Below are 13,879 nucleotides of genomic sequence, written 5' to 3'. Positions count from 1 at the left end.
GTCAGTCGCGCTCCGCGCCCGCCTTCTCCCTGAACCACCCGCCGAGGGCGTCTGTGGACTCGCGCGTCGACGCGTCGTCGGTCGCCGACTGGATCGCAGCCACGGCCTCGCCGGATCCGTCTCCGGGAGTCGTCGGCTCGTAGCCCATCGACCACGTCGAGTACTTCCGCTCGCTGACCTGCTCCTCGAGGAGGACCCGGACGTCCGTGTGCCGGGGATCGCGACCGATGCGCTCGAGGAGCGCTCGGACTGCGGCATCCGGTCCTTCGAGGATCTGGATGAAGTCGGGATCGCTGTAGACGAGCATCCCGGTGATCCCATCGCGCTCATTGTTCGCGCGGCTCTCGGCGAGGAGCTTGACGAGGCGCGCATGGTCGAACGGTTCGGTGGCACGGCTCGCGTAGGCAATGAAGGTCAGCTGATCGGTCATGCTCGAGCTCTCCCGGAGTAAGGCGCCGAGTCGTTCGGATGCCGCTCGGTCCGACGACAGTAACACCGGGTGAGGAGCCGTTCCGCCCCTTGCGCAACCCCTTGGAAGAACTCCGTCATGACGGGCACCGTCGAGGAATGGACGCCGACGAGCAGCAGCAGATCAAGAAGGACTTCGATGATGCGGTCAATATGACGGCCGCCGAGATCGAGAAATGGCTCGACACCGACGAGTCGAAGGACGTGGGTCAGAAGTCCGGGGGAGGCGAGTCCACCGGGCATGCCTCCGGACGCCGGATCGTGAAGATCCTGCGCAAGAAGAAGGACGATCTGACAGATGCCGACTACGAGCACATGAAGAAGGTCCACGGATACGTCGCTCGGCACTCGAAGCAGCGCCCGAAAGGGGACGTGACCGACACCGATTGGCGCTACTCCCTCATGAACTGGGGCCACGATCCCAAGAAGTGATGGTGATGGATCGCCTGTGGGCTGGCCGCTGAGTTTGAGAACCGTTATCAACAGGTCGTAGACTCGCGGTCATGACCTCTCGCGTGCCCGCCCTCGTCGCTCTCGCGGCGGGATCCGTCCTCGTCCTCGCCGGCTGCTCCACCGCGACCGACCCCGCCGCGTCCTCAGGGGGCGCGGATCCTCTCAAAGTCGTCGCGTCGACGAACGTCTACGGCTCGATCGCCGAGGCCATCGGGGGGAAGGACGTTCAGGTCACGTCGATCATCAGTTCGATGTCACAGGACCCGCACTCCTACGAGGCGTCCGCGCGCGACCAGCTCACGGTGTCGCAAGCCGACCTCGTGATCGAGAACGGCGCCGGGTACGACGCGTTCCTCGACGGACTCATCGAGGCGAGCGGTACGAAAGCTCCGGTCATCACGGCCGTCGAGTACTCGCACGATTACCCCGGCAATGAGGGGCACTCCGAACAGACGCACGCCGAGGGCGAGGGACACGATCACGCGGAGGACGGTGATCACGCAGGGCACGACCACATCGAGGGGTTCAACGAGCACGTCTGGTACGACCCGCACACGGTGGAGCATGTCGCCGAGGAGATCGCTCACGAGTTGGGTGAACTGGATGCCGCCAAGGCCGACACCTTCGAGGCCAACGCGAAGAAGCTCATCGACGGAATCGCGGGGCTCGAGACCTCGCTGGAGAAGCTCTCCGCCGCACACGCGGGTGAGAAGATCTTCGTCACCGAGCCCGTCCCGCTGTACCTCACGGCTGCGGCCGGTCTCGAGAACGCGACGCCGGAGGCCTTCAGCGAGGCCGTAGAAGAGGGTCAGGACGTTCCCCCCGCCACACTGCTCGAGGCGACGAAGATCCTCGACTCGGGCGAGGTCCGAGCCGTCATCGTCAATGCCCAGACCGGCGGTGCCGAGACCGCCGAGGTGGTCAAGCTGGCCGAGAAGAACGACATCCCGGTTCTGAAGTTCACGGAGATCCTGCCGGACGGTCTGACGTACGTCGAGTGGATGCAGAAGAACATCGACGAGCTGGCGGGTACGCTGACCCGGTGACCCGGCACGCACCAGCCCCCCTCGAGATCCGGGGTGCCGCGCTGCGGCGCGGCGGTCGCGAGCTCTGGAGCGGTCTCGATCTGACGGTCGAACCGGGCGAGTTGATCGCCGTCCTCGGTCCCAGCGGCTCGGGCAAGACCACTCTGCTGCGCGCCATCCTCGGACTCGAGGACCTCAGCGAGGGCTCGGTCGAGGTCGACGGCAAGCGGGTCTCCCGCGCGGGGAATCGCGGCATCGGCTACCTGCCGCAGACCCGACCGCTCCCGCGGGACACCGCTCTCCGCGGACGCGACCTCGTCGCCCTCGGCGTCAACGGGCATCGGTTCGGCCCGCCGATACCGCGCCGCAAGGACCGCGAGCGGGTCGACCAGCTGATCGCGGCGATCAACGCCACCGACTTCGCCGACCGGCCCGTCGGCGTCCTGTCGGGCGGAGAGCAGCAGCGCCTTCGCGTCGGACAGGCCCTCGCGGACGACCCGCGACTGCTGCTCTGCGACGAGCCGCTGACGAGCCTCGACCTCGCGAACCAGCAGGCGGTCGTCGGTCTCATCGACCGGCACCGGCGGAGCGGGGCCTCGGTCCTGCTCGTCACCCACGACATCAACCCGCTGCTCGGCAAGGTCGACCGCATCCTCTACATCGCAGGCGGGCGCTTCACCCTCGGCACCCCGAAGGACGTCCTCACCTCCGAGGTCCTCACCGACCTCTACGGCGCCCCCGTCTTCGTGCTCGAAGCGGGTGACCGCGTGGTCGTGGTCGGCGCGCCCGACGCCGAGGCATCCCACCACCATCACGAGGACCACGCATGAACTGGGATGACATCGCGAACGCCATGTTCGGCGGCGTGCCGGTGTACGGGCAGATCCTCGCGCTCGTGCAGAACTCGGTGTGGGCGGGCGCGATCCTCGGCCTCGTGGGCGGTCTCATCGGGGTGTTCGTGCTGCAGCGCGACATGGCGTTCGCGGTGCACGGCATCAGCGAGCTGTCGTTCGCGGGAGCGGCCGCGGCGCTGCTGATCGGGGCCGACGTCGTCACCGGATCGATCGTCGGGTCGATGGTCGCCGCGGCGCTCATCGGGTGGCTCGGCTCGCGGGCGCGGGACCGCAACTCCATCATCGGCGTGCTCATGCCCTTCGGGCTGGGCCTCGGCATCCTCTTCCTCGCCCTCTACAACGGGCGAAGCGCCAACCGGTTCAGCTTGCTGACGGGGCAGATCGTCTCAGTGCAGTCCGACCAGCTCACCTGGCTGATCGCGATCTCCGCCATCGTGCTGGTGGCCCTCCTCCTCATCTGGCGGCCCCTCCGGTTCGATTCGCTCGACCCGCAGTCGGCGGCGGCGCGGGGTGTGCCGACCGGTCTGATCTCGCTCGCTTTCATGCTGCTGCTGGGTCTCGCGGTCGCCGTGGCCGTGCACATCATCGGCGCCCTCCTCGTCCTCGCTTTGCTCGTCACGCCCGCAGCCGCGGCCGCGCGCGTCGCCCACGGTCCGGTGGCCGTGCCGCTGCTCGCCGCGCTCTTCGGCGTCGTGTCGGCGGTCGGCGGCATCCTCCTCGCGGTCGCCGGCACACTGCCGGTGAGCCCCTACATCACGACCATCTCGTTCGTCATCTACCTCGTGTGCCGCGTCGTCGGCGATCGGCGGGGCCGGGTGCAGCGGACGGATGCCTCGCGGGGCACCCAGCCCGTCGCTAGCGTCCGCGCGTAGAATCCGCGTCATGGCCCAGCGCAACACCTGGCAGCGCGAGCGCGTGCGCGCGGCGCTCTCCGACGCCCCGGGATTCGTGAGCGCCCAGGATCTGCACGCCGCGCTCCGCGATGAGAACACCGGGATCGGCCTCGCGACCGTCTACCGGGCTCTCGCCACCCTCGCCGCCAGCGGCGAGGCGGACCAGCTGCAGTCCCCCGAGGGCGAGGCGATCTACCGCGCCTGCGCCAGCACCGGCCACCACCATCACCTCATCTGCCGCGTGTGCGGCAAGGCCGTCGAGATCGAGGCCACCGAGGTCGAGACGTGGGCCAAGCGCACGGCGGCCGCCAACGGCTTCACCGACGCCGAGCATGTCGTCGACATCTTCGGCACGTGCGCCGAGTGCAGCGCGCGGCTCGCGCGGGGTGCCGAGCGGCCCGAGGCCCGTGCGGACTGAGGTCCGCCCCGCGGCATCCCGGACGTCGTCGACATCCTCGCCGGGGTCGGCTGCGCGCGGCGCGCTCTGGCTGGGGCTCGGACTCATCGCCGTCCTGGCGCTCATCGGCGTTGCTCTGTGGAGTCCGTCGCCGGAGCTCCCCACCCGGGCGCAGGACGGTCTGACGCTCGCCCTCAGCGTGCTCATCGAGTCGCTGCCGTTCGTCATGCTCGGCGTCATCCTCTCGATCGTCGTGCAGGTGTGGGTGCCGCCGGGGGGCATCGAGCGGTGGATGCCGCGGAACCCGTGGGGACGACGAGCCGTGCTGTCGCTGCTCGGCATGCTGATCCCCGTGTGCGAGTGCGGCAACGTCCCATTCGCCCGCGGCCTGATGATGCGCGGCTTCTCGGTCGCCGAGACGCTGACCTTCCTCGTGGCGGCGCCGATCGTCAACCCGATCGTCATCATCACGACGCACCAGGCGTTCGGGTTCGACGACGGCATCCTCATCGCGCGTCTGCTCGGCGGGTGGCTCATCGCCAACGTCATCGGGTGGCTGTACAGCCGGCATCCGGATCAGGACGCGCTCATCACCGACCGGTTCCGCGACGCGTGTCTGGCCGAGCGGGGCGTCACCGGCGACCGCGGCCGGCGCAGCCTCGCGCAGTTCGTCGTCGAGCTGCGCGCCGTCATGCCGGCCCTCATCATCGGTTCCGCCGTCGCGGGTGCCGTGCAGGTGATCGTGCCGCGCGACGTGCTGCTGTCGATCGGGTCGAACCCGGCCCTGTCGATCGCCGCGATGATCATGCTCGCGATGATCGTGTCGATCTGTTCGAACGTCGACTCGTTCTTCGCTTTGTCGTTCGCTTCGACCTTCACACCCGGTGCCATCGTCGCCTTCCTGCTCGTGGGGCCCCTTGTCGACGTGAAGATGCTCGCGCTCCTGCGCACCACGTTCCGCACGCGCGTGCTCGGCGTCCTGGTCGTCGCGGTCGTCCTCGCGGCGGCCGCGATCGGAGGGGTGGTGAACCTCCTTGCGTGACACCGTGTGGTTCCGGATGCTGGGGGTCGGCGCGGTCGCGCTGATCTCCGCCTTGACGATCGCCCTCGCGCTGACCGGACGACTGGGCCTCTACATCAACCCGGAGTCGTCGTGGTTCGCCGTCTCGATGGCCGCGCTCGCTCTCGTCGGCAGCGTCATCAGCTTCCTGCTGCCGCTCGGCGCAGCCGAGGACCACGGGCACGACCACGGCGACGAGCCCGCCGCCGGTCACGATCACGATCACGATCACGATCACGACGAGCATGCGCAGCGGACGCCCCGGCAGCTTGCCGGCGCGACGGTGACCGCGGCCGGGGGAGTCCTCGCGCTCGGCCTCGCGGGCACGATGCTCGTCGTTCCGCCGGCGACCCTGTCGGCGGAATTGGCGGCCTCGCGCACCACCGGTGCCGCGCCCCTCTTCCAGAACGCCGACACGGTCGCTCTCGCCATCACGGGTGACACCGCCTCGTTCGGCATCGGCGACTGGGCGAGCGTGTTCGCGACGGCGACCGATCCCGAGGTGTTCGACGGCACCGAGATCTCGTTGACCGGCTTCGTCGCGCCCGGACCGAAGGGTTTCGACCTGACCCGGCTCATCATCACGCACTGCGTCATCGACGCGCAGCCCGCGAGCCTCCCGGTCGCCGCCGCCGACATCCCTCGCGCGGGTCAGTGGGTGACGGTCACCGGCACGATCCGCGACGTCGACGGTCAGCTGCAGGTGAAGGCGGCCTCGGTGGAGCCGATCGACGAACCCAAGGACCCGTATGAGTTCTGACAACCGGCGCGCGCAGCGTCGGCGACGGCAGGCCCGCGGATTCTCGGTGCGGGTCGTCGCTGTCGTCGCGGTGCTCGGCGTCGTCGCGCTCGCCGCCGGCGTCGTCACGACCCTGCAGGGACCCCGCGTCACGTCGGTCGAATCCGATACGACCGCCGCCGTGAGTTCGCCCGGTTCCCGCGTCATCTTCGAGACGACGCAATCGCTGCAGAAGGTGGATGCCGCGCAGGTCACCATCACGCCGAAGGCGCCGTTCAGCGTCGACACCTCGGGTCGGAGCGTCGGCATCCGCTTCACCGATCCGCTCTGGGACGATACGACCTACACGATCCGCATCGACCGGCTCGCCGGGCTCGGCGGCGGGCCGACCGCCACCGTCGAGGAGTCCTTCTCGACCCCGAAGCTGCACTCCTACGTGCTGCAGCGCAGCGACGGCGGTGACAAGATCTACCGGGTCGATCTCTCGGGTGACGCCCAGCCGGTGTTCGAGCACGAGCACATCGAGGACTTTCGTGCGACAGCCGCCCACCTCGTCGTCTCGACGCTCGAGAACGGGGTCTCGCACCTGATCGTCACCCGCACCGACGGCTCGGACCCGAAGGAGCTGACCCTCCCCGGCAAGGGTGTGGTCACGAACCTGCAGAGTGCGGAGCGGGGCAACACGATCGGCTACACCTTCACGGATGCCGACATCTCGGCATCCGGCGGACGCGAGAGCCTGCTCTTCACCGGGTCGACCGCCGACCCGGCGGCCAAGCCCGCCGAGATCACCATCACCGGTGCCGATCCTCGCGTCGAGGACTGGCGGTTCGTTCCCGGCACCGACACGATCCTCATGCTCACCTTCGACGGTGCGCTCAGCCTCGTGTCGTCGGCGGGAGCGCCTCCCGTGGAGCTCGGCAATGCGATCGGCATCGACGACATCGCGGGGACGACGGCCTACATCGAGCGCGTCGCCGGTCCGGCTGTCGTCGACCTCAGCTCGGCCAAGGAGAAAGCTCTCGCGGCGACGGCGCCCGAGCTCGGACAGACGGGGTCGGTCCTCGCGATGTCCGACGGCTCGACGCTCCGGGCCCTCACCCCGTTCGACGGACTGAACCCGCTCGGCACGAATCTCGTGCGCGTCGACGCCACAGGCAGGACGCGTGTGGTGGCGAAGGTCGACCCGTCCGACGGCCTGCTGCAGACGTGCGTCTCGCCGAGCGGCCGGTACGCGGCCCTCGTGATCGCACCGGACGTCGTGAACAACCCATACGACGGGTACACGCTGCCGCTCCCGAAGAAGCTCGAGACGCGCATCTACTCCCTCGAGGGGAAGCAGGTCACCGTCACAGAGGGGTTCGACGTGGCGTGGTGCCGGAAGGCTCCGTCGCTGTGACGGACCTGATCCCCGCGACGCGAGAGGCGCTCACGGATCTGCCGGCCGTCGTCGCGCCGAACCTGCTCGGGGGCGAGCTGCGCGTGGGGACTCCGACCGGGAGCGTCGCCCTGCGCATCACCGAGGTCGAGGCGTACCACGGCCGCGGCACCGGGCCACAGGCGGACCCGGGCTCGCACGCCCGCATGGGACCGACCGCCCGCAACGCGACGATGTGGGGCGAGCCCGGCCATCTGTACGTGTACCTGAGCCACGGCATCCATTCGTGCGTGAACGTCGTGTGTGGTCCCGAAGGGGTCGCGGGCGGAATCCTGCTGCGCGCGGGCGAGGTCGTCGAGGGAGCGGATGCCGCACACGTCCGCCGGCCCGCGGCGCGCACCGCGCGTGACCTGGCCCGCGGACCGGGCCGGCTCGGCGACGCGGTGGGGCTGCGGCATCCGATCCACGACGGCATCGACGCGGTCACGGGCGAGGAACGGGCCGGCGCGAGCGCGCGCCTGTTCCTGCGTCCCGAGCCGCTGGCCGAGATCGCGACGGGGCCGCGGGTAGGTGTCGCGGGGATCGCGGGGACGGACGCGTTCCCGTGGCGCTTCTGGATCCCCGGCGACCCGACCGTGTCGGCGTTCCGGTGGGGTCGAGGGGCTCGGGAGGCGGCCGGCTGAGGTGTCGCTTCGCGAGGTGATGCCGGCTGCCGAGGACGGCTGCGCGACGAAACGTCCTCGCGAAGCGGCATCTCCTCACGAACCGGCCTGCCGGGAACACTCGCGCCGACCGGAGCGTTCCAGAGGAGGTGGGATGCCTCATCCCACCCGACCCCGTGAGGTGACCATGTCCGAGACGTCAGCAGCCGACCGCCTCGAGGCCGCCCTCGCGTCGATGGATCCGTCGTCGCGTGTGCAGGCCGCGATGACGGCCGGTACCTACCCGCAGCCGGAGTACGTCCCCGTGCTCGTGGCGCAGTGCCGCATCGAGCCGCAGTTCCTCGTGCGCGAGATGCTGACGTGGGCGTTGACCCGGCATGATGCGGACGAGGTCATCGACCGGCTCCTGATCGAACTGGGCTCGCGCGGTGCGCAGATCCGCGCGCAGGCGCTTCACACGATGTCGAAGATCGGAGGCCCGCGGGTGTGGCCGGCGATCACCCCCGACCTGCTGAAGGATGCCGACGACTCTGTCGCGCGTGTGGCGTGGCGTACCGCGGCTCGGCACGTGCCGGTGGCCGAGGCATCCGCTCTGGCGACGACCCTGGCGACGCAGTTCGCCCGCGGCGAGGACGAGACCCGGCGGAGCCTCAGCGAGGCGTTCGCAACGCTCGGTGAGCCCGCGCGGCCGCAGGTCGACTGGGCGCTCGCGACGGGCGGCCCGTACACGCGTGCTCACGCTGCCGTCACCGCCCGACTCATGGACGACCCGGAAGCGACGTACGCCGAAGCCGTCGCGGCGGTGGCGGACTCCGCCTGAGTCAGGGCGACACGCCCGGCCGTGCTAGACTGACTCTTCGTCTGCGCGCACTCCAGCACGCAGTTCGCATCCCACCCTCAGAAGACGGCCTACACCCGTGTCCGTGAGCGGGGTGCAGACAAGGGATCTTGGGTGGCACCGTCCGGTGTCACGGTAACTGCCTTTTCGAAGGCTTGAGGGAGAATCACAATGGCAGCAGTGTGCCAGGTGACTGGAGCTGTTCCCGGCTTCGGTCACAACATCTCGCACTCGCACCGCCGGACGAAGCGCCGCTTCGACCCGAACGTGCAGAAGAAGACCTATTTCGTTCCTTCGCTTGGTCGCAAGATCACGCTGAACGTCTCGGCTAAGGGCATCAAGGTCATCGACGCCCGCGGCATCGAGTCGGTCGTGAAGGACCTCCTCGCGAAGGGTGTGAAGCTCTAATGGCGAAGAAGGCTCAGGACGTTCGTCCGATCATCAAGCTGCGCTCGACCGCCGGCACGGGGTACACCTATGTGACGCGCAAGAACCGCCGCAACAACCCCGACCGCATCGTGCTCAAGAAGTACGACCCGGTGATCCGCAAGCACGTCGAATTCCGAGAGGAGCGCTGATCGCATGGCGAAGAAGAGCAAGATCGCGCGCAACAACCAGCGCGAGGTCATCGTCGCCCGCTACGCCGAGAAGCGTGCCGAGCTGAAGAAGACCCTCGTGGACCCGAACGCGACCGACGAGGCCCGCGAGGCCGCCCGCGTCGGCCTGCAGAAGCTTCCCCGCAACGCGTCGCCGGTCCGCCTGCGCAACCGCGACGCGATCGACGGACGCCCCCGCGGCCACCTGTCGAAGTTCGGCATCTCGCGTGTCCGCTTCCGCGAGATGGCACACCGTGGCGAGCTGCCCGGCGTGACCAAGTCGAGCTGGTAAGCACCACTTCCGCACGAAGCCCCCGTCTCCGGACGGGGGCTTCGTCGTTTCCTTGGGGGCAACGTCGAGGTGAAATGCTGGGCGTCAGTTCATCTGGGCCGAGGGAGGGATGCCGATGACGGAAGACACCGGTCCTGACGACGAGCGCTGGCTCGTCGTCAACGGGCGCCGATGGCGGCGCACAGATCCGTCCTTGCCCGCCGACCTCGTGTCGGCGTTGACGTCCCATCTCGGACGCGGCCGATCAGGTGCGCGGCGCGCGCAGGGTGATCCGGATGCCACGTCGGCGGCCCGCCGACGAGTCGACCTCGCAAAGCACGGGCTCGGCGAGCGAGGTCCGTACTGGTGGGACGAGCCGGAGGGCGACCGCCTGCGCCGAGCGAAGGAAGCCCTCGCCGAGCTCGAGGATCTCGAAGACTGAGCGACCTTGACCCAGTGCACGATCCCAGCCGGGCTCGCCGGTCGGGGGCACGGACCGCCCGCCGTCGGACGCGCGCCTCGCAATCAGTTCCCGTCCCCTACGCCGCAAACTGCGTCTGGCGGAAGGTGATCTCAGAAAAGGGCGCCACGGCAGCACAAGATGCTGGAGTGACAGTCAGAAAGGCCAGCCGGAACCCGGCTTCGGTGACCGTTTCCGACCCGGACGCTCTCGCTTCGTGCGGAATCTGAACTCCCGCACTCTGGAGTGCGCAGGGTCGCCGTCATGCAGTCCCTTCGCGACAGGGAGGTGAGTGAAGGGCGGCTCGCCTTCCACCAGCGACGGGACGCCGACCAGGGGAAGATTCTCCGCGATACCGATCGATTCGAGTTGGGATAGGTCCGCGAGATGAGAAACGTCCACGACGTCTCCGCCAACGAGGACAGAGGAGTTGTCTATGTGGAGACTGCGGAGCGCGCGGCAACGGTTCAGCGCCGACAGGTCTCTGCACCGCATCCAGATCATGAGCAGCCACTCGAGCTCGGACGGCGGATCGACCCAATCCAGCGCGACCGTCTGGTGCATCCCTTGCAGCTTGAGACTGGTCAGCCGAGGACAGCCGTCTCCTGCCGATACGACATCACTGTCGACACGACCGAGGACGAGTTTCTCGAGTCGAGGAAGATCCGTCCAGCCGTTCTCGGCGAAACGAAAATCCTCGGAGTTGATGATCTCGAACGATTGCAGGTCGGATGTGGGTACCGATCGCGCACGGTTCGTCGCGACCACGAGAGTGCGGATCGAGGAACCCTCGACCGATGACAGAGCTGGGGTATCGACCCGCCCCCTGATCTCTAGCGCGCGCAGCGTGGGCACTTCTCGCGTCCACCGGAGAGACGTTCCCGCGCGGAGGGTTCCCCCGTCGATGATGATCGTTCGATAAGCGCCCTCGACCAACCTGTCGATATCGGCGGCGGTGATTTCGCCGGTCAGAATGGCGGCTCGCTCTATGGCGTCTCGCTCATAGATGAAGCTCATCGGCTCGTCTCCTTCACGGTCGAGATCTCAGCGCCACGTCCCTGGGGCCGGGCGCTCTCTCGCCTCGACGTAGGCCGTCAAGGATCGCGTCCAGCGGCTCATCCATCTCGTCATCGAAGCCGACTGCACCGGACTGGTAGGCGCCCCGGTGACGCGCATATGCGTCAAGCGGCTCTGGTGGCGATGAAAACCGGGTCGCGTCTGACACGTCCCCATTCTGTGACAACCAGTGCTCCGCGCCTCGTCCGATCTCATCATCGGTCTTGAACGCCAGCATTGTTGGAGCCGCCGAGAACGATCGTTTGTGGCGTGCATAGGTCGATGAGGTGGCGCGGCGCACAACGATTTAACGACGTCATCCTGCGCCGGAGGCAACGACCGATATTGTCGCGCCATGCGTCCCATTCGATCCTGGTTCACGGGGATCTGCGCCATCGGAGTCGTCGCGCTAACTGGATGCCAGGCCGTGCATCCGTCTGCCATTCGCGTGAACTTCGATGGGTCGATTGACTACGTCACATGCGTGCCCGACGCGAACGACTGGGTGGCCGTCTCAACGGACAGGAACAGCGAAGATATCGACCTGCCGCCCGTCATTGAGCTTGGGCCCGCATCCGCAGGTTCCGTCACGAGGTTTCATCGCCCGCAGGGCGCTTGGACGTCGATACACATCGGAGCATCGTTCCACTCGAGCGTTCAGGTTGAGTCCGGTGATGTCTCGCTCGGCGTGTGGCGATGGAACACGGACGGAGATTGGTTGAGTGGCGATGACACAGCTCGCTGTTCTGTCGACGAGTGATCGTGCTCTGAGCAATTGAGAGCCGCTCGCGGTCCTAGGCAGACAGCGGGTTGTCTAGCCCAGCCGAAAACGATCGTTTCCGGCGCCTGTGCCCGAGGTGCCGAACTGGGCGCGCCACAAACGGCGCCCGCTGCCGGGTTGTGGCAGACGTCTCTGGCGGAATTGCGACGGTGCAGGCTGTCAGAGCCGGTCAGTTGTGCCGCTCACTTGTTGCGATGAGCGGCGAGTAACAGGCCCGCGTGAACGGCGGCGATGATCACACCGCCAACGATCAGAACCAACGCCGCTGTTGAGGATCCGAGAAGCAGGCCGATCAGCGCGAAGACGATCCCGACCGCCAATCCGCCCCACCTCTGTGAACTAGTCACGGTTGGTGGTTTCCCGGAGTCGTCTGCGGCGCGTCACGCTGTTTCAGTCGGACGAAGAGAATGAATCCGAAGATCAGGGCGATCGCGCCCCCGGCGACGAGCAGCCATCCCCACGGGAGGTTGAACACGATCGCGAGGCCGAATCCCACGCCGACGCCTCCTCCGCCAACGAGGAGCAGAAGGATGACTTTTAGCCGGAGGCCCATCGGACGATGATGGCAGGGATGCAGGCGTAACGGTGCGCGAATACGCGTTCCTGCGGCATGTTTAACCTGCTTTTTTCGCGGCAGAGGAACCATTTTGCCCGCCGAGCGCTACCAGCTGACATAGTCAAGGCATGAATGGGGAGCGCGCGGCCCGTCGCAGGCCACTTCGTACGCTGTGGATCGTCCTCCTCGTCGCCGCGAGTGTCGTCGCAGTAGCCAGCGTTGTGCTTATCGTTCTCGACCCGAGAAGCGTCGGGCCCTATTTCACACTCGTAGGTCAGCTCTGCCTGATTTTTGGGGGCGTTACCGCTCTGCGCCATATGCGCTGAGAGGCGCCACACCCTGAGCGCTTCTACGTCCGCTTGTTTACGGCGCTAGCAATGGCCGCTCCGGAGCCAGTAGAGAGGTCACGCACCGGGCCGCCGAAAACGATCCTTTTAGGCGGAGATGCCTCCTGGGCGCTTCAGGTGCGACCAGAAACGACGCCCGATACCCGGTTTCGGTGGACGTTTACGGCGAGGTGTCGGCGGCGGATGACTCTTGGCCGGTGCCAGCCGTCTGACCCTTTGCGAACGCTCAGTCACCCCGCGCGCGGTGTCCAGGCCAACACTCCAAGAACGGCGGCAGCGGTCGACGCGAGGAGCACGACTGCCACACCGACCAGAACGGCAAAATGTCGACGTGGACGGGCGAAGTTCACTCGCGCCGATACCGATGCGAAGGTCACTGCAAGGGAAGGCGCAAGGCAGACGAAAGATCGCAGCCAGACGGTCCAGCGCCAGTCGTTGAGAGGCTCGTCTATGGTCGCGAACGAGGACGCCGCCACCATGATTGCGCCGTAGACGAGTGTGAACACGCACGGGATGACGTACGCAGCAGCGAGATACGTCGGGCTCAGGAGCCGCATGATCGGCCTGGCCATCGTTGCGATCCCGAGGGCTGCGGTGAGAAATATCGCGAGGAAGGTGAGCGTGATGGCCACCGTCGCGTCGCCTCTACCTGTGGCGGAAAAGATCAGGGAGCTGATCATCGCGGCGGCGATCGCGGCGGCGGCGTAGATGGCCACATAACCGACGCCGACTAGCGCTCGCACGAGCCGCGCTCCCTGTGGCCGTGGTGGGACAGGCTCCGCGTGAACGTGACTCACTGGATCACCGCGCTCCGCTGTCCCCGCCATGGGCACCACTATCTCAGGTCGTGCTTCATCGGTGTCTACGGCATGATGCGCCGTCTTCTCGGAACTGCTGGCGAGATTCTCGAGTACGCCCTAGACCCTTGGGCCGCGTCGTTCTCGTCGTGAACAGTTGCTACTTGCGGGTCGAGAGCGGGCCCGGCGGAGACGCACCCCGATCGTTGTCTAGTGTGACGAAACGGTTCGGGTCGGTGCGGACATGA

At 67.5% G+C, this 13,879-nt stretch carries 19 protein-coding genes; 14 read left to right on the top strand and 5 right to left on the bottom strand.

Annotated elements, in window-relative coordinates:
- Position 1: 1 nt before the first annotated feature.
- Complete coding sequence (locus ACIQLK_RS01960) at positions 2-430, bottom strand: BLUF domain-containing protein (RefSeq protein ID WP_400362485.1); 429 nt, start codon at positions 428-430, stop codon at positions 2-4.
- Between the two features lie 137 nt (positions 431-567).
- Between ACIQLK_RS01960 and ACIQLK_RS01955 the strand changes: the two genes are divergently transcribed.
- The 14 genes from ACIQLK_RS01955 to ACIQLK_RS01890 all read left to right on the top strand — a co-directional run bounded on the left by ACIQLK_RS01955 (position 568) and on the right by ACIQLK_RS01890 (position 10,076).
- Entirely contained in the window at positions 568-900 is a 333-nt protein-coding gene (locus ACIQLK_RS01955) for a DUF3140 domain-containing protein (RefSeq protein WP_400362483.1), read from the top strand.
- Between the two features lie 71 nt (positions 901-971).
- Positions 972-1,967, top strand: a complete 996-nt coding sequence (locus tag ACIQLK_RS01950; RefSeq protein WP_400362481.1) for a metal ABC transporter solute-binding protein, Zn/Mn family — start codon at positions 972-974, stop codon at positions 1,965-1,967.
- Entirely contained in the window at positions 1,964-2,776 is an 813-nt protein-coding gene (locus ACIQLK_RS01945; RefSeq protein WP_400362479.1) for a metal ABC transporter ATP-binding protein, read from the top strand. Before ACIQLK_RS01950 ends, ACIQLK_RS01945 begins: the two co-directional genes overlap by 4 nt.
- A complete protein-coding gene (locus tag ACIQLK_RS01940) occupies positions 2,773-3,672 on the top strand; it encodes a metal ABC transporter permease (protein WP_400362478.1) in 900 nt (299 codons plus the stop codon). The genes ACIQLK_RS01945 and ACIQLK_RS01940 overlap by 4 nt, the downstream gene beginning before the upstream one ends.
- A gap of 10 nt (positions 3,673-3,682) precedes the next feature.
- On the top strand, positions 3,683-4,111 hold the full coding sequence (locus ACIQLK_RS01935) for a Fur family transcriptional regulator (protein ID WP_400362476.1): 429 nt from the start codon (positions 3,683-3,685) through the stop codon (positions 4,109-4,111).
- Positions 4,101-5,132, top strand: coding sequence for a permease (locus tag ACIQLK_RS01930; RefSeq protein WP_400362474.1), 1,032 nt, complete (start codon positions 4,101-4,103; stop codon positions 5,130-5,132). The genes ACIQLK_RS01935 and ACIQLK_RS01930 overlap by 11 nt, the downstream gene beginning before the upstream one ends.
- Positions 5,133-5,136: 4 nt before the next feature.
- A complete protein-coding gene (locus tag ACIQLK_RS01925; RefSeq protein ID WP_400363845.1) occupies positions 5,137-5,910 on the top strand; it encodes a TIGR03943 family putative permease subunit in 774 nt (257 codons plus the stop codon).
- Positions 5,900-7,288, top strand: a complete 1,389-nt coding sequence (locus ACIQLK_RS01920) for a hypothetical protein (RefSeq protein ID WP_400362472.1) — start codon at positions 5,900-5,902, stop codon at positions 7,286-7,288. The genes ACIQLK_RS01925 and ACIQLK_RS01920 overlap by 11 nt, the downstream gene beginning before the upstream one ends.
- Positions 7,285-7,950: a DNA-3-methyladenine glycosylase gene (locus tag ACIQLK_RS01915; RefSeq protein WP_400362471.1), complete on the top strand. Its 666-nt coding sequence runs from the start codon at positions 7,285-7,287 to the stop codon at positions 7,948-7,950. Before ACIQLK_RS01920 ends, ACIQLK_RS01915 begins: the two co-directional genes overlap by 4 nt.
- Before the next feature lie 166 nt (positions 7,951-8,116).
- Positions 8,117-8,749 carry a HEAT repeat domain-containing protein gene (locus tag ACIQLK_RS01910; protein ID WP_400362469.1) on the top strand — a complete coding sequence of 211 codons (633 nt, stop codon included), beginning with the start codon at positions 8,117-8,119 and terminating at the stop codon, positions 8,747-8,749.
- Between the two features lie 189 nt (positions 8,750-8,938).
- A complete protein-coding gene (rpmB, locus tag ACIQLK_RS01905; RefSeq protein WP_018187658.1) occupies positions 8,939-9,175 on the top strand; it encodes a 50S ribosomal protein L28 in 237 nt (78 codons plus the stop codon).
- Entirely contained in the window at positions 9,175-9,345 is a 171-nt protein-coding gene (rpmG, locus tag ACIQLK_RS01900; protein ID WP_005051772.1) for a 50S ribosomal protein L33, read from the top strand. The genes rpmB and rpmG overlap by 1 nt, the downstream gene beginning before the upstream one ends.
- A 4-nt stretch (positions 9,346-9,349) precedes the next feature.
- Complete coding sequence (rpsN, locus tag ACIQLK_RS01895) at positions 9,350-9,655, top strand: 30S ribosomal protein S14 (RefSeq protein ID WP_018187657.1); 306 nt, start codon at positions 9,350-9,352, stop codon at positions 9,653-9,655.
- 115 nt (positions 9,656-9,770) lie between these two features.
- Positions 9,771-10,076: a biopolymer transporter Tol gene (locus tag ACIQLK_RS01890; protein WP_400362464.1), complete on the top strand. Its 306-nt coding sequence runs from the start codon at positions 9,771-9,773 to the stop codon at positions 10,074-10,076.
- A gap of 174 nt (positions 10,077-10,250) precedes the next feature.
- Here ACIQLK_RS01890 and ACIQLK_RS01885 read toward each other — a convergent pair whose 3' ends face one another.
- The 4 genes from ACIQLK_RS01885 to ACIQLK_RS01870 form a co-directional block, all read right to left on the bottom strand.
- Positions 10,251-11,111, bottom strand: a complete 861-nt coding sequence (locus tag ACIQLK_RS01885) for a hypothetical protein (RefSeq protein WP_400362462.1) — start codon at positions 11,109-11,111, stop codon at positions 10,251-10,253.
- A 1,002-nt stretch (positions 11,112-12,113) separates the two neighbouring features.
- Positions 12,114-12,251, bottom strand: a complete 138-nt coding sequence (locus tag ACIQLK_RS01880; RefSeq protein ID WP_400362460.1) for a hypothetical protein — start codon at positions 12,249-12,251, stop codon at positions 12,114-12,116.
- 23 nt (positions 12,252-12,274) lie between these two features.
- Positions 12,275-12,484, bottom strand: coding sequence for a hypothetical protein (locus ACIQLK_RS01875; protein WP_400362458.1), 210 nt, complete (start codon positions 12,482-12,484; stop codon positions 12,275-12,277).
- 580 nt (positions 12,485-13,064) lie between these two features.
- Complete coding sequence (locus ACIQLK_RS01870) at positions 13,065-13,550, bottom strand: hypothetical protein (RefSeq protein WP_400362456.1); 486 nt, start codon at positions 13,548-13,550, stop codon at positions 13,065-13,067.
- Positions 13,551-13,879 lie beyond the last annotated feature (329 nt).

Origin of the sequence: Microbacterium sp. NPDC091382, assembly GCF_044757025.1 — a bacterium.
Lineage (GTDB): Bacteria > Actinomycetota > Actinomycetes > Actinomycetales > Microbacteriaceae > Microbacterium.
This window is presented reverse-complemented; position numbering and strand designations above follow the sequence as displayed.

Coding starts and splice junctions, on each gene's coding strand:
- ACIQLK_RS01960 (WP_400362485.1), bottom strand. CDS start 430: ATGACCGATCAGCTGACCTTCATTGCCTACGCGAGCCGTGCCACCGAA.
- ACIQLK_RS01955 (WP_400362483.1), top strand. CDS start 568: ATGGACGCCGACGAGCAGCAGCAGATCAAGAAGGACTTCGATGATGCG.
- ACIQLK_RS01950 (WP_400362481.1), top strand. CDS start 972: ATGACCTCTCGCGTGCCCGCCCTCGTCGCTCTCGCGGCGGGATCCGTC.
- ACIQLK_RS01940 (WP_400362478.1), top strand. CDS start 2,773: ATGAACTGGGATGACATCGCGAACGCCATGTTCGGCGGCGTGCCGGTG.
- ACIQLK_RS01935 (WP_400362476.1), top strand. CDS start 3,683: ATGGCCCAGCGCAACACCTGGCAGCGCGAGCGCGTGCGCGCGGCGCTC.
- ACIQLK_RS01920 (WP_400362472.1), top strand. CDS start 5,900: ATGAGTTCTGACAACCGGCGCGCGCAGCGTCGGCGACGGCAGGCCCGC.
- ACIQLK_RS01910 (WP_400362469.1), top strand. CDS start 8,117: ATGTCCGAGACGTCAGCAGCCGACCGCCTCGAGGCCGCCCTCGCGTCG.
- rpmB (WP_018187658.1), top strand. CDS start 8,939: ATGGCAGCAGTGTGCCAGGTGACTGGAGCTGTTCCCGGCTTCGGTCAC.
- rpmG (WP_005051772.1), top strand. CDS start 9,175: ATGGCGAAGAAGGCTCAGGACGTTCGTCCGATCATCAAGCTGCGCTCG.
- rpsN (WP_018187657.1), top strand. CDS start 9,350: ATGGCGAAGAAGAGCAAGATCGCGCGCAACAACCAGCGCGAGGTCATC.
- ACIQLK_RS01890 (WP_400362464.1), top strand. CDS start 9,771: ATGACGGAAGACACCGGTCCTGACGACGAGCGCTGGCTCGTCGTCAAC.
- ACIQLK_RS01885 (WP_400362462.1), bottom strand. CDS start 11,111: ATGAGCTTCATCTATGAGCGAGACGCCATAGAGCGAGCCGCCATTCTG.
- ACIQLK_RS01875 (WP_400362458.1), bottom strand. CDS start 12,484: ATGGGCCTCCGGCTAAAAGTCATCCTTCTGCTCCTCGTTGGCGGAGGA.